This window comes from Pseudomonas prosekii (assembly GCF_900105155.1).
Lineage (GTDB): Bacteria > Pseudomonadota > Gammaproteobacteria > Pseudomonadales > Pseudomonadaceae > Aquipseudomonas > Aquipseudomonas prosekii.
Genome location: NZ_LT629762.1, coordinates 3,629,262 through 3,646,695, shown reverse-complemented (window position 1 = coordinate 3,646,695; position 17,434 = coordinate 3,629,262). Strand labels below are relative to the sequence as shown.

Sequence of the window (17,434 nt, the reverse complement as noted above, 5' to 3'; positions counted from 1 at the left end):
TCTCTTTCACCTGAACAAGGAAAAGTTAAATGCGTCAAAGGGATTTGAAGTTCACGTTTTCCGTGTTGTCAGGGCAGATGGAGTTCGAGGTCGTAGAGTTCACACTGGAGGAGGCCATCTGTGAGCCTTTTCGACTCACGATCGAGTTGGCCAGTCGCAACCCGAACATTGATTTCGGCAAGGTGCTCGATCAGCCCTCATTGCTCACGATCTGGCAAGGCGGCACGGCTGTGCGTCATGTCCACGGGCTGGTGTCCAGTTTCACTCAACGTAAAACCGGCTTCCGCCGGACACGTTATCGGGCGGTGGTCGAACCGCAACTCGCCCGACTGGCCTTGAGTTCCAACTGGCGCATTTTTCAGCAGAAAAACGTGCCGGACATCATCAAGTCCGTGTTGAGCGAACACGGCATCCTCGACTATCAGCAACACATCAACAGCGAACATTTGCCGCGCGAATACTGTACGCAGGTCGGCGACACTGACTTGTACCTGTTCGACCGGCTGTCCAGTGAAGAAGGCTTGTTCTATTTCTTCAAATGCAACGAAAGCACTCACACGCTGATCCAGGGCGACAAACTCTATGTGCAGCAGCGTATTCAAGGCGCTCCGGTGCTCTACACCACTGAACCGGCTGCGGATGCCACGCAGCCTGTGCTCTATGCGTTCAGTTACACCGAGAACGTCCGCACGGCCGAGCAGACGCAACGCGATTACACCTTCAAGCGACCGACCTTCGACCAGCAGCAGAACTTCGCCGGCGATGACTTGCAACATCAGACGCCGAACTACGAACGCTACGACTATCCGGGCCGCTACAAGGCCACCGCTGCCGGTAAACCCTTCACCCAGAATCGCTTGCTGGGGCACCGTGGCGACGCGCGAATTGCCGTTGTCGAAGGCGACGATCCGCGCCTGATCCCGGGTTTCTCTTTCCAGCTCACCGGCCACCCCCGGGATGATTTCAATCGCTGGTGGCGCTCGCTGAGGATCACTCACAAGGGCATCCAGCACGCCAGTCAGGAAGAAGAGTCCGCCGGTGCCGATGTCGGCGTGAGTTATGACTTTGTCGCCGAGATCGTTTCCGAGGAAACCGAGTGGCGTACCCCGCCACGCCCCAAACCGATTGTTGACGGACCACAGATTGCGACGGTGACCGGGCCGGACGGGGAAGAAATTTACACGGATGAATTTGGCCGGGTAAAGGTCCAGTTCCCATGGGACAGAGAAGGGAAGAATAACGAATTCAGTTCCTGCTGGGTGCGCGTGGCGCAGAACTGGGCGGGCGCGGACTGGGGCCATATGGCGATCCCGCGCATTGGTCAGGACGTCATCGTCGATTACCTCGACGGCGATTGCGATCAGCCGATCATCACCGGCCGCACGTACCGGGCGACGAACATGCCGCCTTACCAACTGCCCAATCACAAGATTCTCAGCACCATAAAAAGCAAGGAATACAAGGGCACTCGGGCCAACGAACTGCGCATTGATGACACCACCAAGCAGATCAGTGCCGCGTTGATGAGTGATCACGGCAGCACCGCATTGCATCTGGGTTACCTGACGCATCCACGGCCGAGCGGCGGTGATCCGCGCGGCGAAGGTTTTGAGTTGCGCACCGATGAACACGGCGCGTTGCGAGCAGCCAAAGGCCTGTTGCTGAGTACCGAGGAGCAAATGAACGCCAGCGGCGGTCACCTCAATCGCGCCTCTGTCGTACAGGTACTGGAAGCGGCGTTGAAGCTAGCCAAGGACTTGGGCGATTACGCCCACGACAACCAGGGCGTAGGCCATGATAAGACGCCGCAGAAGACGCTCAGCGATGCGGTTCGCGACCTGGGCAACGGCGCGAATGACGAATCGGGCAAGGGCAATGGTGGCAATCCGGCAATTGCCGTGAGCGGTGAAGCCGGTATCGCCGCGGCGTCCCCCAAGAGCATCACGGTGGCGGCGGGTGAACACATCGACACCGTTGCCCAGCAGAATCAGCAACAGACCTCGGGGCAGAAGTTTGTGCTCAATGCCGGGACCGACTTGGGGATGTTTGCCCACAGCGGCGAAATGCGTCAGATCACCCACCAGGGTCCGATGCTGTTGCAGGCGCAAAAAAACAACATCCGCCTGGAGGCGGATCAGAGTGTGGAAGTCAGCGCGAGCAACCAGCATGTGCTGGTGTCGGCCAAAGAGCACATCACCCTGATGTGTGGCGGGGCCTACATCACTATCAAGGGCGGCAATATCGAACTGGGCATGCCCGGCAACCTGATCGTCAAAGCGGCCAAACACAGCCTGCTCGGCGCCACCAGCCTGGAAGCGGAACTGCCCAAATTCAAAGTCGGCGATACCCAGCGACGCTTTATGCTCAAGCAGATTGACGGGACGTCGGCGATGCCCAACATGCCGTACAAAATCACCTTATCCAATGGCGAAGTGGTCGAAGGAGTGACCGATGCTCAAGGCGCCACGCAGTTGTTGCAGAAAGATGTGATGAGCATTGCCAATGTGGCCATGCTCAAGCCGCCCTCCCCCGCAGCCGCGGGGGCCGCGGCAGGCGGTGCGGGGGCTGCTGCCAGCGTTGCCAGTGCCGATGATGAGGCGGAGGAAATTGTGCAGTTCTTCGAATTCAAGGATGACAAAGGTGGACCCGCGCCGCACCACTTCAAGGTGATGTCCGCCGGGGAAGTCGTGGCCGAGGGTTCCGGTGAGCGCACGCCGGAATTCCCTTCCGACATGGAGCTGGAATTGGAGTCGTGGCCGGTAAAGGAGAAACAGAATGCCTGATCTCATCACGCCACAGGTGCGCAAGCTCGCGGCCATCGGATACGGCGAAGCCTCGACGGACAACAATCCGCAGGAAGTCCGCGCCATTTGTTTTACGTTGACTAATCGTATGCGCGCGTGGGGGCTGGCCGACGTCACTAGCCTGCTCAAGGAGGCTGGGGACAGTTACGTTGTTGCAATGCAGGGCAACAATGTCCGTTACAACCAACTGATGGCGGCTTCGGAAGCGACCATCAATGCCGATTTGAACATGCGCTCGGCAGTGGAGAGTGCGCGGGATGCTCTCGCCCAGCGCGGCAATGATCCCTCCAATGGCGCTTACTGGTGGGATGGCATCGATATCAAGAAGTCGACAAATCCCCGACACTCATCCGGGTTCCACTACGGCTCTCCTTCGCACAACATCTTCGGTGTTGCGCAAGTCTCGAAGCCGGAGAAAGTTACCTATTGGACGCAGTTCAACAAAAAGACCAACACAATGGTAAATACCCGCGAGCGGGGTCGTTATGACCACATATACCGATCCACCGCGGCCATTGGCAAAACGATCTTCTGGACCACCAATCCGGAATACATCAAGGCAACCGGCGCCAAGGAATATCGATGAGCAAACTCACCCGTTGTCTGAGCTTGGTTCTCGGCGCGAGCCTGCCCTTTCTGGCGCAGGCAGCCCCGGTACAGTTCACCGATTACCGTGCGTTTTATCAGTCGCTGGGCGACAACCTGTTTGCCGGACCCGGCAGCGAGCTGGCCAGGCCCTGCGCGGAATCGCCACGGCATTGCCTGTGGGTCAACGCCATGCGCCCGGCGTTTGAACGTTTTGAGGATGCGCAGTGGAGCGCGCCCGACGAACTGAAGCTCGACCCGCCCAAAGGCACGCCCGAGATTGTCTTCGATGGCGAAGCCCTGACGATTGGCAAACAACGTTGGCCACTGCGCGATGCGGTCAACTTCGCCTTGCCGCAGTGGCCCGTCGGTGATCCCATCGACCCGGAAAACGTGGCGACCGCCACGACCTGGCGCCAAGGCGCCTCAACGTGCCTGGAGTTGCAGTACGTCAGCAGTGGCTACGGTGATCGCTACCCCCTGGTGTTGCTGGTACACGGCCAGCATCTATACGCGTTACCGCGACTGTTCTCCTCTTGCTCGGCCATTCGCAAGGCGCCCGGCAATCAGTTCAGCTATCCGGAAAACGCCTACCTGGGGGCGGAGCTGGAAAACAATCCGACCGGGCTGAAAGTGGATTACCGGGTACCCAATGCTAAAAACCCGGTGGCGCAGTACCTGTTGCACTTCCCGAATCAGGGGGACCCCTTCGTATTTGAGGCGCAGCGCCAATAGGCATCAGCGGGCGAATCCGTCATGACCGCGCCACGTGCAAGGGGCATCACCTGAGGGAAAAAAAATGAAGATCCGAGACTCACTACGGCTGCTCATCACGACACCAACCGACCTGCGTCGGGCAGCAGCTGTCAACCCGGACAGGCGCTCGACCCCATGCGTCGAGACCACTGGGGTAATTTTCAAGGAGGAAATGCGCGATGACTGACGCTGCCCAGCCAAAAAAAATCTGTTCCAGCCAATCGATCACCATGCCCAGCGGTGGCGACATCCACCTGATTCCACCTCCACCGAAGCCCTGTGTGACGATCCTCGTGCACGGCGTCAACGACCTGGCGGGTTGCTATGCACGTATTGAGCAGGGTCTGTGCGAGGGGCTGAACGAACGCCTCGATATGCCACGTACCTTCCCCAACGGCGCGAACAACCCGGGATACCTGTTACCGGCCAGCTACACCGCTCCTACTGATGATGACGGCGAAGCCAAGAATCCTGATGCCGTGTACTTCCGCCGCAAGGCCGGGGCATCCAGCAACGGCTGCCAGCCACGCAGCGTGGTGGTGCCGTTCTATTGGGGGTTTCGCGAGGAAGAAGCGTTCATTCAGAAAACCGAAGCGCACGGTCAGTGGCTGGACCGAGACGGCAACCGCCTGGACAAGGCCGGCACCAAGGAAGGCGGCCAGTTCGCCAACGCCACCACCAACCTGCCGGATATGTGGGGCAACGGTTTCAACGGCATGCTGCTCGGCTTCATCTCGCTGAACAAAATCGGCGGCACCATGACCCACCCGTTGTTTTCAGCCGCCGGTCGGCGCTACATGGTGCTGGCTGCCATGCGCCTGGCCATGTTGATCAAGATTATTCACAAACGTCATCCGAACGATACGATCAACGTGGTTGGCCACAGTCAGGGCACGCTGCTCACGCTGCTGGCCCATGCATTCCTCAAAGAGGACGGTGCCAAACCCGCCGATGGCGTGGTCATGTTCAACTCACCCTACAGCCTGTTTCAGCCCAATATGGATAAAGTCCAGAAATTGGGCGGTCAGCAAACGACCGGCGCGCGCATCGCTACGCTCAACGGCATTTTGCAATTCATCGCGGGCAGCCCTAATCCGGTGCCGGCTCTGTCGGGCGTCGCCCTGAAAAACAAGCAGGGTTACGGCGCAATTGGCGGGTCTGGCTGGACGGGCACGGCAGCGTGTCAAACCACGATCCGCGGAGAAAAGATCACCTTCAACGAGCGTGACAACCGCGGCTGCACCTTTCTCTATTTCACCCCTCAGGATCAGACGGTTGGCCTCAAGAACGTCCAGGGGATCGGCTGGCAGGGGATCGGCGAAGAGGTGGATGGTCAGCCTGCGCGCAAACTTCTTCCACAACGTTTCCACCAGCGCGTATTTACCGTGCGCAAGCGTAACGGCGAGAAGGAACCCGTCGGCAAACACGTTCCTCCCTACGTCTACCTGTTGCGTCAGGACAGCGAGCAACCCTGGGAAGACACCGGCCTGGGCTTCATGGATCGGATACCCAATGGCAGCTTGGACAAGGGCGCCAGCGTGGTCTTGACCGCGCCTCAATTGCCGGTGCCGGGCGACGTGAACTTTTCCAACGATGGCGTTATCACCGCCCCCGGAGAAGCCTCCAAAAGCGGGGTGTACCAGATGAAGGACAAACTGGACCCTGTCGATGCTTCGATCGGCGTGGCCAATGGCGGCTGGGAGCCGAAAAACCCACGCTACGCCCGACAAGAGACCATGGAAGAAGCCCTGGCGTTCAAATATGGGCAAGACATCCAGAGCGTCGAAAAGGCTCGCAATGAAGGCAAGGAGGCCTCGGAGTGCGCCCATGTGTTTGCCGCTCGGGCTCAAGGCAATGGCAAGGTCCTCATCACTCGCGGGGAAACGCCTTATCAGGCGCGTATACGTCTGCAAGGCGAGGAATACTCGGAGGCTCTGTCCTTCCACTCATCCATTCCCAACAACCCTGAACACAGCCGACAAGTGCTGGCCTATGACGTGGCGATCGGTGCCGGCGAATGCGTTGATGAGGGGTCGTTCTATGCATATCTGTGTCGAGTGGCAGATTGGCGCCTGGACTGGAAAAAGACCGATGGCGGCGCCAATGCGCAATTCCAGGCGGAGAATGAAGATCCGGACGATTCCGTGGATCAGCACTATCAGCAAGAGGACGGTAAGAACCGCGAGCTGATTGACTCCACAGTGGCGTATCGCAAGACCGGCACGTTACCGGCCATCAGCGACAACATGCCGAGCCTGGTAGCGACCCAGACCCGCACGGAGCTTAGAAAAGGCGAGCCTGTCCGTTTTGGTGGTACCCCCTGATGCGCCTCGAATTTGCTTGCCTGTTTTTTACCGGCCTGCTCCTGACCAGCCCTCTGGTTCAAGCGGCTGAACATCCATCGACGGTCAGCCGTTGCTTTGCCAGCGCGGCTTCACCCGTGAATGCCTATACCTCGGCCAAGGAGGCCGCCACCATGCCTGTTGATGCTCGTTACCGCGCCCCTGCCACCTCGCCCCATCTCGACACTCTGGATGTGCTCGCCATTGGCCTGAGCCTCGACGTATTCCGTCAGGGCCAGGCCTGGAAAGCCCTGCAGGAGCAGAATGCAAAACAGACCGAAGCCCTCCACGTGGGCAGCATCCTGCCCACGGATCCGAAAAAGTATCCGGTGGATGGCGACGACAAAGACCTGGCCTATGACAAGCGCAAGGCGGATGCTCTGGAACTGGGCTTGCGCGACTTCATGGAGAAGTGGCCGATCCCGACCATCACGGTCGTTCGTGGCTGGAATCCCGATACACCGAACCTGCGTTATTCCCCGGAAAGAACCCGGGAAATGCTCTCGGGCATGGTCAACAGTTACCGCACGGAAGCGGGCCTGCACTGGCATCGCGTGCGCAATCTGCAAGATGGCGTGGTCTGCAGTGACACCCCCGAAGGCCTGGTGGAAAACCTGTTCAACCTGTTCGAACAGAACCCTGACCTCCCCGCTGTACTGGTCTACAACGTAGAAGGGTTCAGCATGTCGTTTGCCTTGTCGGCTAAAAAGGCTCCGCTGATTGGTGGGCCTGGCCCGCGCAAGCCGGGCGAACTCACCGACGCCATGGTCGCCATGGTTGTCGGTCGCCCCGAGCGCGTCGAATGGCTGCGTTACTACGCGCAGTTTGCCAAGGTCAACGAGAACAAAATCGACCCGGAGTTCACCGGTTGGGGCGCGAGGAAACCCGCCGTGGAGTTCCTGCCATCGACGTTCATTCCTCAACCCTGGACCCAGCGCGCGTTCGAGCAATGGGATGCGCAGCCAGTGCTGGCCAAGCTGCATCGGCCGGTCACCGTGTCACTGTTGCGGCCAGACAATGGCGAACGACTCAAGCGCGACGCCCTGACCGTCAAACTGGCCGCCGGCTGGAAAGAGGCCACCGACGGCCTAGCGCAGAAACCGGTTCGAGTGTTCTTTGATGGTGGCTCGAACACCACACCTCTGGCGGAACTGCTGCCGGCGCTCACCGCCGCGCACAGTCCGCTAGACCTGCTCGATTCGCGCGAGAGCTACGATTTGACGCAGCGCTTGGGTGACACCGGCTCGGCGTCTCCATTCGTTGGCCTCACCCTGGCGACGATGGCCAGTTACCTGAACGCGGACACCAGCGTGGTCATGCCGATGCGCCGCCCGGAGCAGGCGACGATCATTGCCGTGACCTCGCCAACGCCCGGCAAAAAACCTTCAGGCAATGATCATTTCGGCGTGAACTTGATGCCTCAAACCGCCAGTACCGAGGAGCCTCCAGCCGTGCCTTCATCGCCTTCGGCGCTTAAAATGCCGGACATCGAGCAGGATCACACCCTAGAAGAGTTCCTCGCCGACCAGAAACCGAAATCCAACTGGATGGACGATCTCTAAGAGGCCCACTGACATGGACATCATTCGGCTCGGCGATTCCACCAGTCACGGTGGCACCGTTCTTGAAGCTTTCAACCAGACGGACCTGAACGGCAAACCCATGTCCGGTGTTGGCCATAAGGTGGTTTGCCCACTGTGCAAAGGGGTTTTCCCTATTACGCAGGGCAGCGCCCTGCTGGATGTCGGCGGCATCGCGGTGGCGCTTCACGGGATGAAAACCGCGTGCGGCGCCAGCCTGATTGCCAGCAATCCCAAGGGTGAAGCTGCAAGTTAAAAACGTGGGGCGTTCTTTGCGCCAGCGCTGCTGCCCGGGAAGCAGTCTGGATCAACGGTTCTTCTTCATCCCCGACCAGAGCAGCGAGGGCAGCGTCCGTGAGTCCAGCAACGCGTCATCCGCCGTCACCAGACGCGGGAGAACATGCCAGGGATGGTTGGCACTGCGGTGATGATGCAGGTGCAGATTGATGTGATAAGGCCAAATGAAAAACCGCCCTGCGCACCCTACTTTCCAGGCATATGTCCATTCCCGCCAACCGGGGGTGACGTCAGGTCCGCCACTGTGCTCGGCGATGCTGCGGATTTTCTGCAGCAGGGTGCCCAGCGTGGCCAGCGGCACAAACCAGAAAAACACCATCAGCAAGAGCGTCTGGGCGGACGCTTGCCAAGCGATGAAAGATAAAAGGACCAGCCAGATCACACCGGCAGCCAATGCCGGCCGAGTCATCTTCGGTGATGCTCCGCCCGCCGCCTTATAGGCGCGCAAGTTGCGCAGCGTGTTGATCAAGAACAGATCCCCGAGCAATTGTCGCAGCAACAACTTCCCGCTCAGCGGGCGGAAATCCCAAGGCTGCCGGTGATACAGAAAACGCCGCTCCGGGTCGTTCGCGGTTCCGGTCTGTTGATGATGTTCGAGGTGCAAGGGCCGATAGAATTCCACCGGGACCATTCCTGGCACCCCGATCGCCAGGTTGATCAGAAAGTCGTTGAGCGTGCGATGACGGGTCAGGTGATAGTGCGTCGCGTCGTGGTACAGAATGAACAGCGCATGTTGGCGCGCGGCAATCACCACGAAGGCCACGCCATACAGTCGCCAGTCCCCCACATACAGCGCGATGCGCAACGTCACGATGATGCACAGCCATTCCAGCAGGATCGCTGCCATGGTGCGCAGATCCACTTTCAGGCGCTTGAGCATGACGGTGAACAGGCCCGCCGCGCCGCCGATCGCGGCTCCATACACCACGTCAAGCACCACGTGCTGACCCGTCGTCAGCACGGTGACCCCCAGCATCACGCTCCACAGACTGAAGAGCCATGCCGCACGGACGCGCAGGCAAGTAAGGACAACGCTGATCGCCACCGGCAAAGCCACATGCCCACTGGGCGAGGCGGCCAACGGTGAGTCGACCTGGTAGAACCATGTGAGCCACTGCGACGTGCTGTCCGGACGCTCGATCATGGTTGGCCAGAACAAATGGCTCAGCAGGCAGGTACCGGAAGCCACGGCCGCCGCAAAAAAGGCCGGCAACAGCCATTCGCGGCGCCGCCCCAGCAGCACCAGCGCCGGCATGATCAGTAAATAGCTCATGTACAGCGGCAGAGTGAAAGGCAATCGAGCAATGTGCGCGTCAAAACCTGTCGGTTGAATCACCCGCACCGCGCCCATCGGGTAGTGCGTGACGAGAAAATACAGCGCGCCCGTCACGACGGTGTAGACCACCAGCCAACGCAAGGGTCGTGTCACGATCGAGGTATCAAGGTGATGACTGGCAAACGTGGATGACATGAATAAGGCGCCTGATGGGTCGAAACAAGTGCAACGTTTCCATACCGCCAAGAGCGGCGGTTTCTGCTTGGTTATTTCAGGTTTGCACCGTCAGAAAATGACGGCGACGAAAGGAAGTCTACGTTGCATTGACCCTTTCAACTCGCCAAACTCCAAACATCTTGCTTGCGATGCCGAGGATCTCCATGCGTTTGAGCGCAACGTCCGTTGAATGCTGCGATCTGCATCCACATGAAATCGATCGGATGTTCGAGATTTATTCCGCATCCTACTGCGATACCTCCCGCCCGCGATTCGATCAGGATTTTCAGGACAAGACGCACTGCATCGTATTGCGTTGCGCAGATGAAACCATCGTCGGTTTCACCACCCTCAAACGGTATGAGCGCACGTGGTCAGGCCAACCGATCAGGGTGATTTTTTCCGGCGACACCATCATTGACCGCGGACACTGGGGCAGCCAGCAACTGGCATTCGCGTGGATGCGCCTGGCCGGTGAGATCTGGCAGGAGCAGCCGGACGTGCCTCTGTACTGGTTTCTGATCTGCAAGGGTCACCGCACCTACCGTTATCTGGGCGCCATGGCGTTGAATTACGCCCCCTGCGCCGGCGTGGTGACGGATCCTACGGTGCAGGCGTTGGCGGATCATCTTGCAGTGGATCGTTTCGGCGAGGCCTATGATCCGGCAACGGGCGTGCTGTCTTTCAAAGTGCCTCAAGGTCGATTGACGACGGAACTGGCACAAGTCCCTGCCCCTCACCTGCGCCTGGAAAACGTCGCCTATTTTCTGCAGAAAAATCCTCATTACGCGTCGGGCGATGAGCTGGTCTGTCTGTGTGAATTGCACCCCGACAACCTGCGGCCGATGGCGCTGCGTCTGTTTGCCGCCACACAACCATGCTGATCCGCCAGGCCAGCGCTGCGGACAATCGGCAACTGCTCGACTTCCAGGCGCAGCGGGCCATGCAGGGCGGCTTGCCAATGCGTTTTGATCGCGGGCCTGACTATTTTGCGCTGCACCATTGTCATGCCTTGGACCATCGCACTTGGCTCGCCGAGAACGAGGTCGGTGATCTGAAGGGCATTGCCAGCCTGGTGGTGCGCGAGGGTTATCTTCAGGGTGACATTCAGCCCGTGGCCTATTTGGGGGATCTGCGGCTGGTACCTGATAGGCGTCTGTCGGTGTCGTGGATGACCGAGGTCAAAGTCAGGCTCGAAGCGCTGGCCGATGAAATAGGTGTCCAGCACGCCTATTGCTGTGTCATCCGTGACAACCGTCTCGCGACGCAGTCGCTGCTGGGCGGACGGCGCGCCAATCCACTCAGGCTTGCGCACTGGCGGGGCTACAGTAACGTAGCCGTGTATGCCCAGCGCGGATGGCGAAGCACTCCGCGAAAGCTGGACAACGTGCGTATCGTACAAGCGCAGCCGTGCCACGCTGATGCGCTGCGCGCGTTTCTCGACCGCGAATCGGCAGGTCAGCCCTTCGGCAGCGTTTTCAGTGAAGCGCAGTTTGCACGGCGCCTGGACACCTGGCCGGACTTCGGCCTCTCGTCATTTCTGCTGGCACTGGACGCCCAAGACAATCTGCTGGGCTGTGTCGCGCCTTGGGATGCCGGGCGGATCAAACGGGTGGTGCTTGAAACATTGCCCTTGGCGCACCAGACCCTTCGCCTCGCGTTCAACACCTGTGCGCCGCTGTTGGGGCGCCCTGCCATTGCCGCGCCCGGCGAGGCATTGCGCGACGTTTACCTGACCCACTTGCACGTACGACAGCGCGACCCGCAGATCTTTGCGGCGCTGCTGGATGCTGCGTGGATGCGCGTTCGCGGTCAGTACGCGTTGATGCAATTGTGTCTGTATGACCATGACCCGCTCTGGATGGCCATGACGCGCTATCGCGCCGTGTCCATTCCAATGGACCTGTACACGGCGCCCTGTGTGGGGAATGCCGCGGCTTTGACGGCCCAGGACGCCGAGCGCATCCCGGGCTTCGAAATCTATCTCGTCTGAGCGCGTCCGTGCACGACAGCCAATAGCGTCAGCCAGAAACGTGTGGCGTCAAAGCCACCGCCGCCCAGCACCGGTTGACCATGATCGAGCCGGGGCAGACAGATCTGCGGCATACCCTCGATGCGTTGATGCTCGAGGTAAAACTGCCCGTCATGAGCCCAACCGGGTCGCCGGGCATTGAGGCGGGCGTGATGGGTATCGAGGCGCGAACTGGGGACAGCGCTCCAACTGACGACGTGCACGCACTGCACGGCGGCGGGCAGGTGTTTGAGCAGGTGGGTAATGTGCGGGTCGCGCAGACTGCTGATATCCCGCGCGCCATCGGCCACCCAGGGGGTTTTCGCCAGCACGCGGCGAACGCGATCGAACGGGTAGTTGATGCTCGACTGCCCTGCGCTGCCAGCCAACACGTCATCCATGACCGTCGACGGACCTGTCGGCGGTTGCACCAGCGCCACGCCATTACATGCCTCGCTCAATGCCTTGTTCTGTGCCAATGCCGCGAGCGCGTCGAGGCCACCTTTGCTGTGCGCCAACACGACAAATCGTTGCCCCTGCCTGAGTTCGGCCGTCAGCACCTTGCTGATATGCCGCCCCTGCGCCATGACGCCCCGAGATGAACGCACGGGCATCCGCAGAACCGGATAGCCCAGGCGCCGCAACGTCCGCGCACAATCCTGAAAACAGCCGTGCAACCATTCGGAAAACAGTCCGGCAACCAGTACCACCAGTGTGCCTGGGAGAAGGCTGGGCATGGGCTTGTGCCAAGACGCTATAAATTGTTCCGTCCAGTCCAGCCGTGCCTCGGGCGCTGCGAATTCGGTTGCCGGAAAATGCAGTGGCCAGTCGTCAAACCCCTCAGGCATCCAGACTTCTGTTATCGCCGAAAGTCGCCTCATGGTGTGCTCCCAGCGTATTCGTCCAGTGTTTGCCGCGCCGCTTCCAGCGCTTCGCGGGTGTCGAGGTGGTTGGGATGAAACCCCGGAATGAACCAGGCCAGCCATCTCGGAAACACACGGGTCAGAGGACCGGGACTTACGAATAGCCAGCCGAGTAAACGCAGCCACTCGCGCCCGTTGCGGCGTTGCCCGTCATTGCCGGCAAGTCGATAAATGAAGTACATGACATCGACTGCAAAGTAGCCGGTCATGATCAGCATGACCCCGCATCGCATCAGGTATCGCCAGAGCGGATTGCTAACCACCACGCCAAGCACATCGTAGGCGACGGCCTTGTGTTCGGTTTCTTCGATCGCATGCCAGCGCCATAGCATGGCCATCTTCGCATCGGCACCTTTGAGGACCGCGGGATTGCGCAGGAGTTGATCGGAGAGAATCGCGGTGAAATGTTCCAGGCTGGCCGTCATGGCCAGACGCATCGCCGGCGAAAACTTGTTGCCCACCTCCTGACGGCGCAACAGCAGTTGTTCGAGGGCATCGATAGGTGCGCCTTGTGCCGCGAGTTGCTGGTTATACGAACGATGTTCGCGAATATGCGACGCTTCCTGATAAACGAACGCGTCAACGGCTTCGGCCAGCGCCGAATCGTTTTCGATCGCTTTTCGAAAGTGCACGACACTGTCGATGAAGAGTTTTTCGCCGAGTGGAAACATGATCGACAGGCCATCGAAAAAGCGCGTTACGTGCGGCCAGCCACGATACCAATAGCGAGGAGTCTGCTCATCGAGTGAAAAACGCACATTGCGCCGGGGGATATCTGCGCAAACAGGTTTCGCGGGCGAGCGTCTGGTTAAGAGACGTTTTAAATACGACATAAAGTTTTCTGCGGTTCCTCGTTGCCCCGACACGCCAGCAATTGATCGTTAGTGAAGCGGTCAGGGCGGTATACTTTTTGACTCGACCTTTCTCAAGGAGCCCATATGCGCAGTTCCAGTGACATTTCGCAAACGCGTCGTTTCGACGTGAGCAATCTGTGTGTTCTGGCGCTGCAGACGCTGTTTTGGGGCGCGACCCTGACCTGGCTTTCCCACACTGATGCGGGTTGGCTCAAATGGCTGGTGCTCGTTCCTTTCTGTCTGGTCATGCAAGGTGTCTTCTCGATGATGCACGAGTCCTTCCATGGCTTGGCGCACAGTCGCAAATCACTCAACTACTTCGTCATGTGGTGGGCTTCTACCCTTTTTGGCGCCTCGGCCACGCTGATCCATATCAACCATCTGGGGCATCATGTGCGCAATCGCACACGCGCAGAGCTGGCCGACTTCGCGGTCGCGGATGAGTCGCTGTGGCGCAAGCGTATCGAGTACTACTTTGCGGTGCTCGGCGGTATCTGGCTGGCGGCGTTTGTCGGCAGCCTTTTATTGCCGGTGCTGCCGGCCCGCATCACGGACAAGTGGTCGCAAACCGCAGAGGTCAATACTTATGCCGCGGCTTTCAAGGATTTCTCCAGCGCCGACTTCAAACGCATCCGCCGGGAAGTCATTGCCGGCGTCGCCGCGTGGTTATCGATCGGACTCTTGCTGGGATGGACGTGGCACGTTGTGCTCATCGCCTATCTCGCTTTTGCATTTTCCTGGTCGTCGCTGCAGTGGGTGTACCACATGCGCACGCCGCTGGATGTCGTAGAGGGCGCCTATAACATGCGGGCCCCGCATCTGGTGCGCTGGGCGTTTTTGAACTTCAACTACAACCTGACCCATCATCGGCACTCGGCCATGCATTGGCAGCAGATGCATGAAGCCTCTAACCTGAAAGAAACGCGGCCGCTCTGGTATGGCTGGCTGCAGGTTTTTCTGCCGCCCCAGCGGTTACCCGATGACTTGAAGCAACTGGACAAGACTTACTTCTGATGAGCGCCCACATGGATGTCAAACGCGCGCTGTGGCAGACCTTTCTGGAACGCGCCAAGCCCACGCTCGATCAATGGCACGCGCAACTCGAGCAACCGCAATCGACGCAAGAGCGGGCATTGCTGCGACTGCTCGAAGCCAATCGTGATTGCGCATTCGGCCGCGCCCACCACTTTGCTCGGCTGCATGACTCGACGCAGTTTCGCGATAACGTACCGATCCACAATTACGCGCAACTGCAGCCGTGGATCGAGCGCGCGCAAAATGAATCCGAAGCGATTCTGACCTCCTCCCCTCCGCTGTTCTTCGAGCGTACGAGCGGAAACAGCGCGCTGCAGAAAGCGATTCCCTATACGCGCGCCTTCCTCGCAGAAATGCACAGCGCGCTGACCGTGTGGCTAGCCGACATGCATCGTCAGGTGCCCGGAATAAGCCACGGATCAAGCTACTGGTCGATGTCGCCGCCCTTGCAAACGCCAGTGGCGGGACCCAATGGCATTTGCATCGGGTCGGCCAGTGATCTGGCGTATTTGCACGGCAGTCATCTGGCCGGTCTGGCAGGGACTTTGTTGATTCCCGAGTTCAGCGGTGAGTTGTCGCAATGGCGCCGGCAGACCCTCCTCGCCTTGCTGGCCGATGCCGATCTGAGCTTTATCAGTGTGTGGAGCCCGACCTTCCTGACCAGCCTGTTGCAGCCACTGTTCGACGGCGAAACGCCCGAACATGTGCAGACGTTTGCATGGCTGGAAGCCGCGCTTCCAGCGTCGCGCCAGTCAGCATTGCGCCGAGCGAGATCCCAAGGAGTATGCACCGAATTATGGCCACGACTGGCCGCCGTCAGTTGCTGGATGGAGGGCCCCAGCCTTCACTACTTCACGCAACTGGCCGTGCGTTTTCCGCAAACGCAGTGGCTGCCGAAAAGTCTTTTTGCCACCGAAGGCGTCGTGAGCGTTCCATTCGGCGACGGGCCTGGATGCCCGTTGGCGATCGGCAGCCATTATCTGGAGTTTCTCTGCGAAGACGGCGCCCTGCGCCATGCTCATTCGTTACGCCTGGGAGAAACGGCGCAGGTCCTGCTGACCACCGGTGGCGGCTTGTACCGCTATGCATTGGGCGATCGGGTCCGCGTCGTCGGCATGTCGGGGGCCACGCCACGGGTCGAGTTCGTGGGACGTGCCACGGGAACCAGTGATCTGGTCGGAGAAAAACTCGATGAGCAAATCGTGCAGAACCTGTTCGACCGTTGCCTGGCCACAAAAGGCGCCGCCTGCCTGATCCCCAATGCCTACGCGTCGCCACCGCATTACACGGCGCTGGTTGCGACATCCCGCCACCTTGATGCCAGTGCCTTGGCGCTGACGATCGAGACGGCACTGTCCGACGCCTTTCATTACTGCCAGGCACGCCGACTCGGGCAACTGGGACCTGTGCAGATGCGCCTGCTCGACGGCGGTGCTGATCAGCTCGCGCACGTATTGCAGCAGGCGGCGGAGTTGAGCGGCATCCGTGCGGGCGACTTCAAGCCGCGTTCACTTATCAATCGGCTGGAGACAGCCGAAGCCCTTCTCGCTCTAACGGAAAGCTCATGTCGGCACCTTTGAATAATCTTCTTGAGACGCCGGACGATGGCACCCTCGAACAATGGTATGTGGCGTGCGCACAGAAAGAACTGCGCAAAAACAAACCTTACCGCGCGAAGATTCTGGGCCTGAACCTGGTGCTATTTCGCCAGCGTGACGGACGGGCAGCAGCGTTGCTCGACCAGTGCGTGCACCGCGGAACGCGCTTATCGGCGGGCAAGATTGCCGACGATTGCCTGGTGTGCCCTTACCACGGCTGGCGCTACGACGCTCAGGGGCAGGTGGTGCATATCCCCAGCGTCGGCGATATGCCGTGTACATCGACTTCGCCCGCGTATCGATACCGCCAGCGTCACTTTGCGGTGCAAGAACAGGACGGACTCGTCTGGGTCTACACCGGCACGGGCAACCCGCAGCAAAAACCTGTGTTCAAGCTACCGGTCTACGGCGAAAAACCCTGGCAGTCCTATTTCATGATCAACACGTTCGAGGCAGATGTCGGTAGCCTCGTGCAGAACTTCATGGACGTACCCCACACTGTGTTTGTGCACGAAGGCATCTTCAGATCCAGCACGGGGCGAACAATGGAGGCCACGCTCGCGTGTAAAGCGCAGAGCGTTGAAGTGACCTATCACGATGACGGAGACAAGATCGGTTTCCTGAACTGGCTCAGTAACCCCGACGGCGAGCCATTGGTGCACACGGATCGTTTTTTTGCGCCCAACGTTACGCGCTGCGACTACCGCTGGGGCGACTGTTCGGCGTTCTTCATCATCAGCCAGATCACACCCATCGATTCACGACAGTCGCGCGTCTATACCTACATCGCCTACCGCTTCCGGCTACCCCGCTGGGTACTGCGCCTGTTGCGTCCGTTCATTCATCTGTACACCCGTATCGTTATTCGTCAGGACGTGAAAATCATTCAGGCGCACCGGCAAGGTCTCGATAACGTAGCGAACTTCAAGCCGTCCAACGTGCAAGCCGATGCCGTGCACATCGGGGTCGATCAGCTACTGGCCGCCGTGAGACGGGGAGAAGCGTTACCTCCGGCACAACGCCGTGAATCCCGGATACGATTTGCGCTCTGAGGGAACCTGGTCTGCTGGCGCTGATGAGGAATTGACCCAGCTTCCGAGAAGTCGTTGACCCAGGTAGTCTTCAAGGTTGTGGCCCTCTGTGCTGGGTATTTACGT

General features: G+C 59.5%; 14 protein-coding genes. 11 read left to right on the top strand and 3 right to left on the bottom strand.

The genetic code is table 11. From position 1 onward, the window contains the following. The first annotated feature begins 29 nt into the window (after positions 1-29). The 6 genes from BLU01_RS16530 (at position 30) to BLU01_RS16505 (ending at position 8,323) form a co-directional block, all read left to right on the top strand. Positions 30-2,783, top strand: coding sequence for a type VI secretion system Vgr family protein (locus tag BLU01_RS16530; protein ID WP_092277575.1), 2,754 nt, complete (start codon positions 30-32; stop codon positions 2,781-2,783). Then, positions 2,776-3,390 (top strand): hypothetical protein, encoded by a 615-nt coding sequence (locus tag BLU01_RS16525; RefSeq protein ID WP_092277573.1) that lies wholly within the window; start codon positions 2,776-2,778, stop codon positions 3,388-3,390. The genes BLU01_RS16530 and BLU01_RS16525 overlap by 8 nt, the downstream gene beginning before the upstream one ends. Further along, positions 3,387-4,124, top strand: a complete 738-nt coding sequence (locus tag BLU01_RS16520) for a hypothetical protein (protein WP_092277571.1) — start codon at positions 3,387-3,389, stop codon at positions 4,122-4,124. The genes BLU01_RS16525 and BLU01_RS16520 overlap by 4 nt, the downstream gene beginning before the upstream one ends. 200 nt (positions 4,125-4,324) lie before the next feature. Then, a complete protein-coding gene (locus tag BLU01_RS16515; protein WP_092277569.1) occupies positions 4,325-6,469 on the top strand; it encodes a T6SS effector phospholipase Tle3 domain-containing protein in 2,145 nt (714 codons plus the stop codon). Continuing rightward, positions 6,469-8,049: a type VI lipase adapter Tla3 domain-containing protein gene (locus tag BLU01_RS16510; RefSeq protein ID WP_331716104.1), complete on the top strand. Its 1,581-nt coding sequence runs from the start codon at positions 6,469-6,471 to the stop codon at positions 8,047-8,049. The genes BLU01_RS16515 and BLU01_RS16510 overlap by 1 nt, the downstream gene beginning before the upstream one ends. Positions 8,050-8,062: 13 nt before the next feature. Continuing rightward, a complete protein-coding gene (locus tag BLU01_RS16505; protein ID WP_054048120.1) occupies positions 8,063-8,323 on the top strand; it encodes a PAAR domain-containing protein in 261 nt (86 codons plus the stop codon). Between the two features lie 51 nt (positions 8,324-8,374). On the opposite strand, the gene BLU01_RS16500 is transcribed toward BLU01_RS16505, so the two are convergent. Further along, positions 8,375-9,835: a fatty acid desaturase gene (locus BLU01_RS16500; RefSeq protein ID WP_092277567.1), complete on the bottom strand. Its 1,461-nt coding sequence runs from the start codon at positions 9,833-9,835 to the stop codon at positions 8,375-8,377. Positions 9,836-10,080: 245 nt separating this feature from the next. Between BLU01_RS16500 and BLU01_RS16495 the strand changes: the two genes are divergently transcribed. Both BLU01_RS16495 and BLU01_RS16490 read left to right on the top strand, forming a co-directional pair. Then, the gene (locus BLU01_RS16495; RefSeq protein WP_197675594.1) at positions 10,081-10,740 is read left to right on the top strand and encodes a hypothetical protein; all 660 of its coding nucleotides are present in this window, start codon (positions 10,081-10,083) and stop codon (positions 10,738-10,740) included. Then, positions 10,734-11,849, top strand: a complete 1,116-nt coding sequence (locus BLU01_RS16490; RefSeq protein WP_092277563.1) for a hypothetical protein — start codon at positions 10,734-10,736, stop codon at positions 11,847-11,849. Before BLU01_RS16495 ends, BLU01_RS16490 begins: the two co-directional genes overlap by 7 nt. Here the strand turns inward: BLU01_RS16490 and BLU01_RS16485 are convergent. After that, on the bottom strand, positions 11,837-12,730 hold the full coding sequence (locus tag BLU01_RS16485) for a lipase family protein (protein ID WP_092281632.1): 894 nt from the start codon (positions 12,728-12,730) through the stop codon (positions 11,837-11,839). The genes BLU01_RS16490 and BLU01_RS16485 overlap by 13 nt on opposite strands. 14 nt (positions 12,731-12,744) lie before the next feature. After that, complete coding sequence (locus tag BLU01_RS16480) at positions 12,745-13,623, bottom strand: metal-dependent hydrolase (protein ID WP_167370476.1); 879 nt, start codon at positions 13,621-13,623, stop codon at positions 12,745-12,747. Positions 13,624-13,728: 105 nt separating this feature from the next. On the opposite strand from BLU01_RS16480, the gene BLU01_RS16475 reads away from it, so the two are divergent. From BLU01_RS16475 to BLU01_RS16465, 3 genes are read left to right on the top strand one after another with little or no spacing between them, the layout of a single operon-like run. Beyond that, complete coding sequence (locus BLU01_RS16475; protein ID WP_092277558.1) at positions 13,729-14,658, top strand: fatty acid desaturase family protein; 930 nt, start codon at positions 13,729-13,731, stop codon at positions 14,656-14,658. Beyond that, complete coding sequence (locus BLU01_RS16470) at positions 14,658-16,259, top strand: GH3 family domain-containing protein (protein WP_092277555.1); 1,602 nt, start codon at positions 14,658-14,660, stop codon at positions 16,257-16,259. Before BLU01_RS16475 ends, BLU01_RS16470 begins: the two co-directional genes overlap by 1 nt. Next, positions 16,244-17,329, top strand: coding sequence for an aromatic ring-hydroxylating oxygenase subunit alpha (locus BLU01_RS16465; RefSeq protein WP_092277552.1), 1,086 nt, complete (start codon positions 16,244-16,246; stop codon positions 17,327-17,329). The genes BLU01_RS16470 and BLU01_RS16465 overlap by 16 nt, the downstream gene beginning before the upstream one ends. Positions 17,330-17,434 lie beyond the last annotated feature (105 nt).

Bases quoted from the DNA above. Each gene is read 5' to 3' on its own strand.
- BLU01_RS16530 (WP_092277575.1), top strand. From the start codon at position 30: ATGCGTCAAAGGGATTTGAAGTTCACGTTTTCCGTGTTGTCAGGGCAG.
- BLU01_RS16525 (WP_092277573.1), top strand. From the start codon at position 2,776: ATGCCTGATCTCATCACGCCACAGGTGCGCAAGCTCGCGGCCATCGGA.
- BLU01_RS16520 (WP_092277571.1), top strand. From the start codon at position 3,387: ATGAGCAAACTCACCCGTTGTCTGAGCTTGGTTCTCGGCGCGAGCCTG.
- BLU01_RS16515 (WP_092277569.1), top strand. From the start codon at position 4,325: ATGACTGACGCTGCCCAGCCAAAAAAAATCTGTTCCAGCCAATCGATC.
- BLU01_RS16510 (WP_331716104.1), top strand. From the start codon at position 6,469: ATGCGCCTCGAATTTGCTTGCCTGTTTTTTACCGGCCTGCTCCTGACC.
- BLU01_RS16505 (WP_054048120.1), top strand. From the start codon at position 8,063: ATGGACATCATTCGGCTCGGCGATTCCACCAGTCACGGTGGCACCGTT.
- BLU01_RS16500 (WP_092277567.1), bottom strand. From the start codon at position 9,835: ATGTCATCCACGTTTGCCAGTCATCACCTTGATACCTCGATCGTGACA.
- BLU01_RS16495 (WP_197675594.1), top strand. From the start codon at position 10,081: ATGTTCGAGATTTATTCCGCATCCTACTGCGATACCTCCCGCCCGCGA.
- BLU01_RS16490 (WP_092277563.1), top strand. From the start codon at position 10,734: ATGCTGATCCGCCAGGCCAGCGCTGCGGACAATCGGCAACTGCTCGAC.
- BLU01_RS16480 (WP_167370476.1), bottom strand. From the start codon at position 13,623: ATGTCGTATTTAAAACGTCTCTTAACCAGACGCTCGCCCGCGAAACCT.
- BLU01_RS16475 (WP_092277558.1), top strand. From the start codon at position 13,729: ATGCGCAGTTCCAGTGACATTTCGCAAACGCGTCGTTTCGACGTGAGC.
- BLU01_RS16470 (WP_092277555.1), top strand. From the start codon at position 14,658: ATGAGCGCCCACATGGATGTCAAACGCGCGCTGTGGCAGACCTTTCTG.
- BLU01_RS16465 (WP_092277552.1), top strand. From the start codon at position 16,244: ATGTCGGCACCTTTGAATAATCTTCTTGAGACGCCGGACGATGGCACC.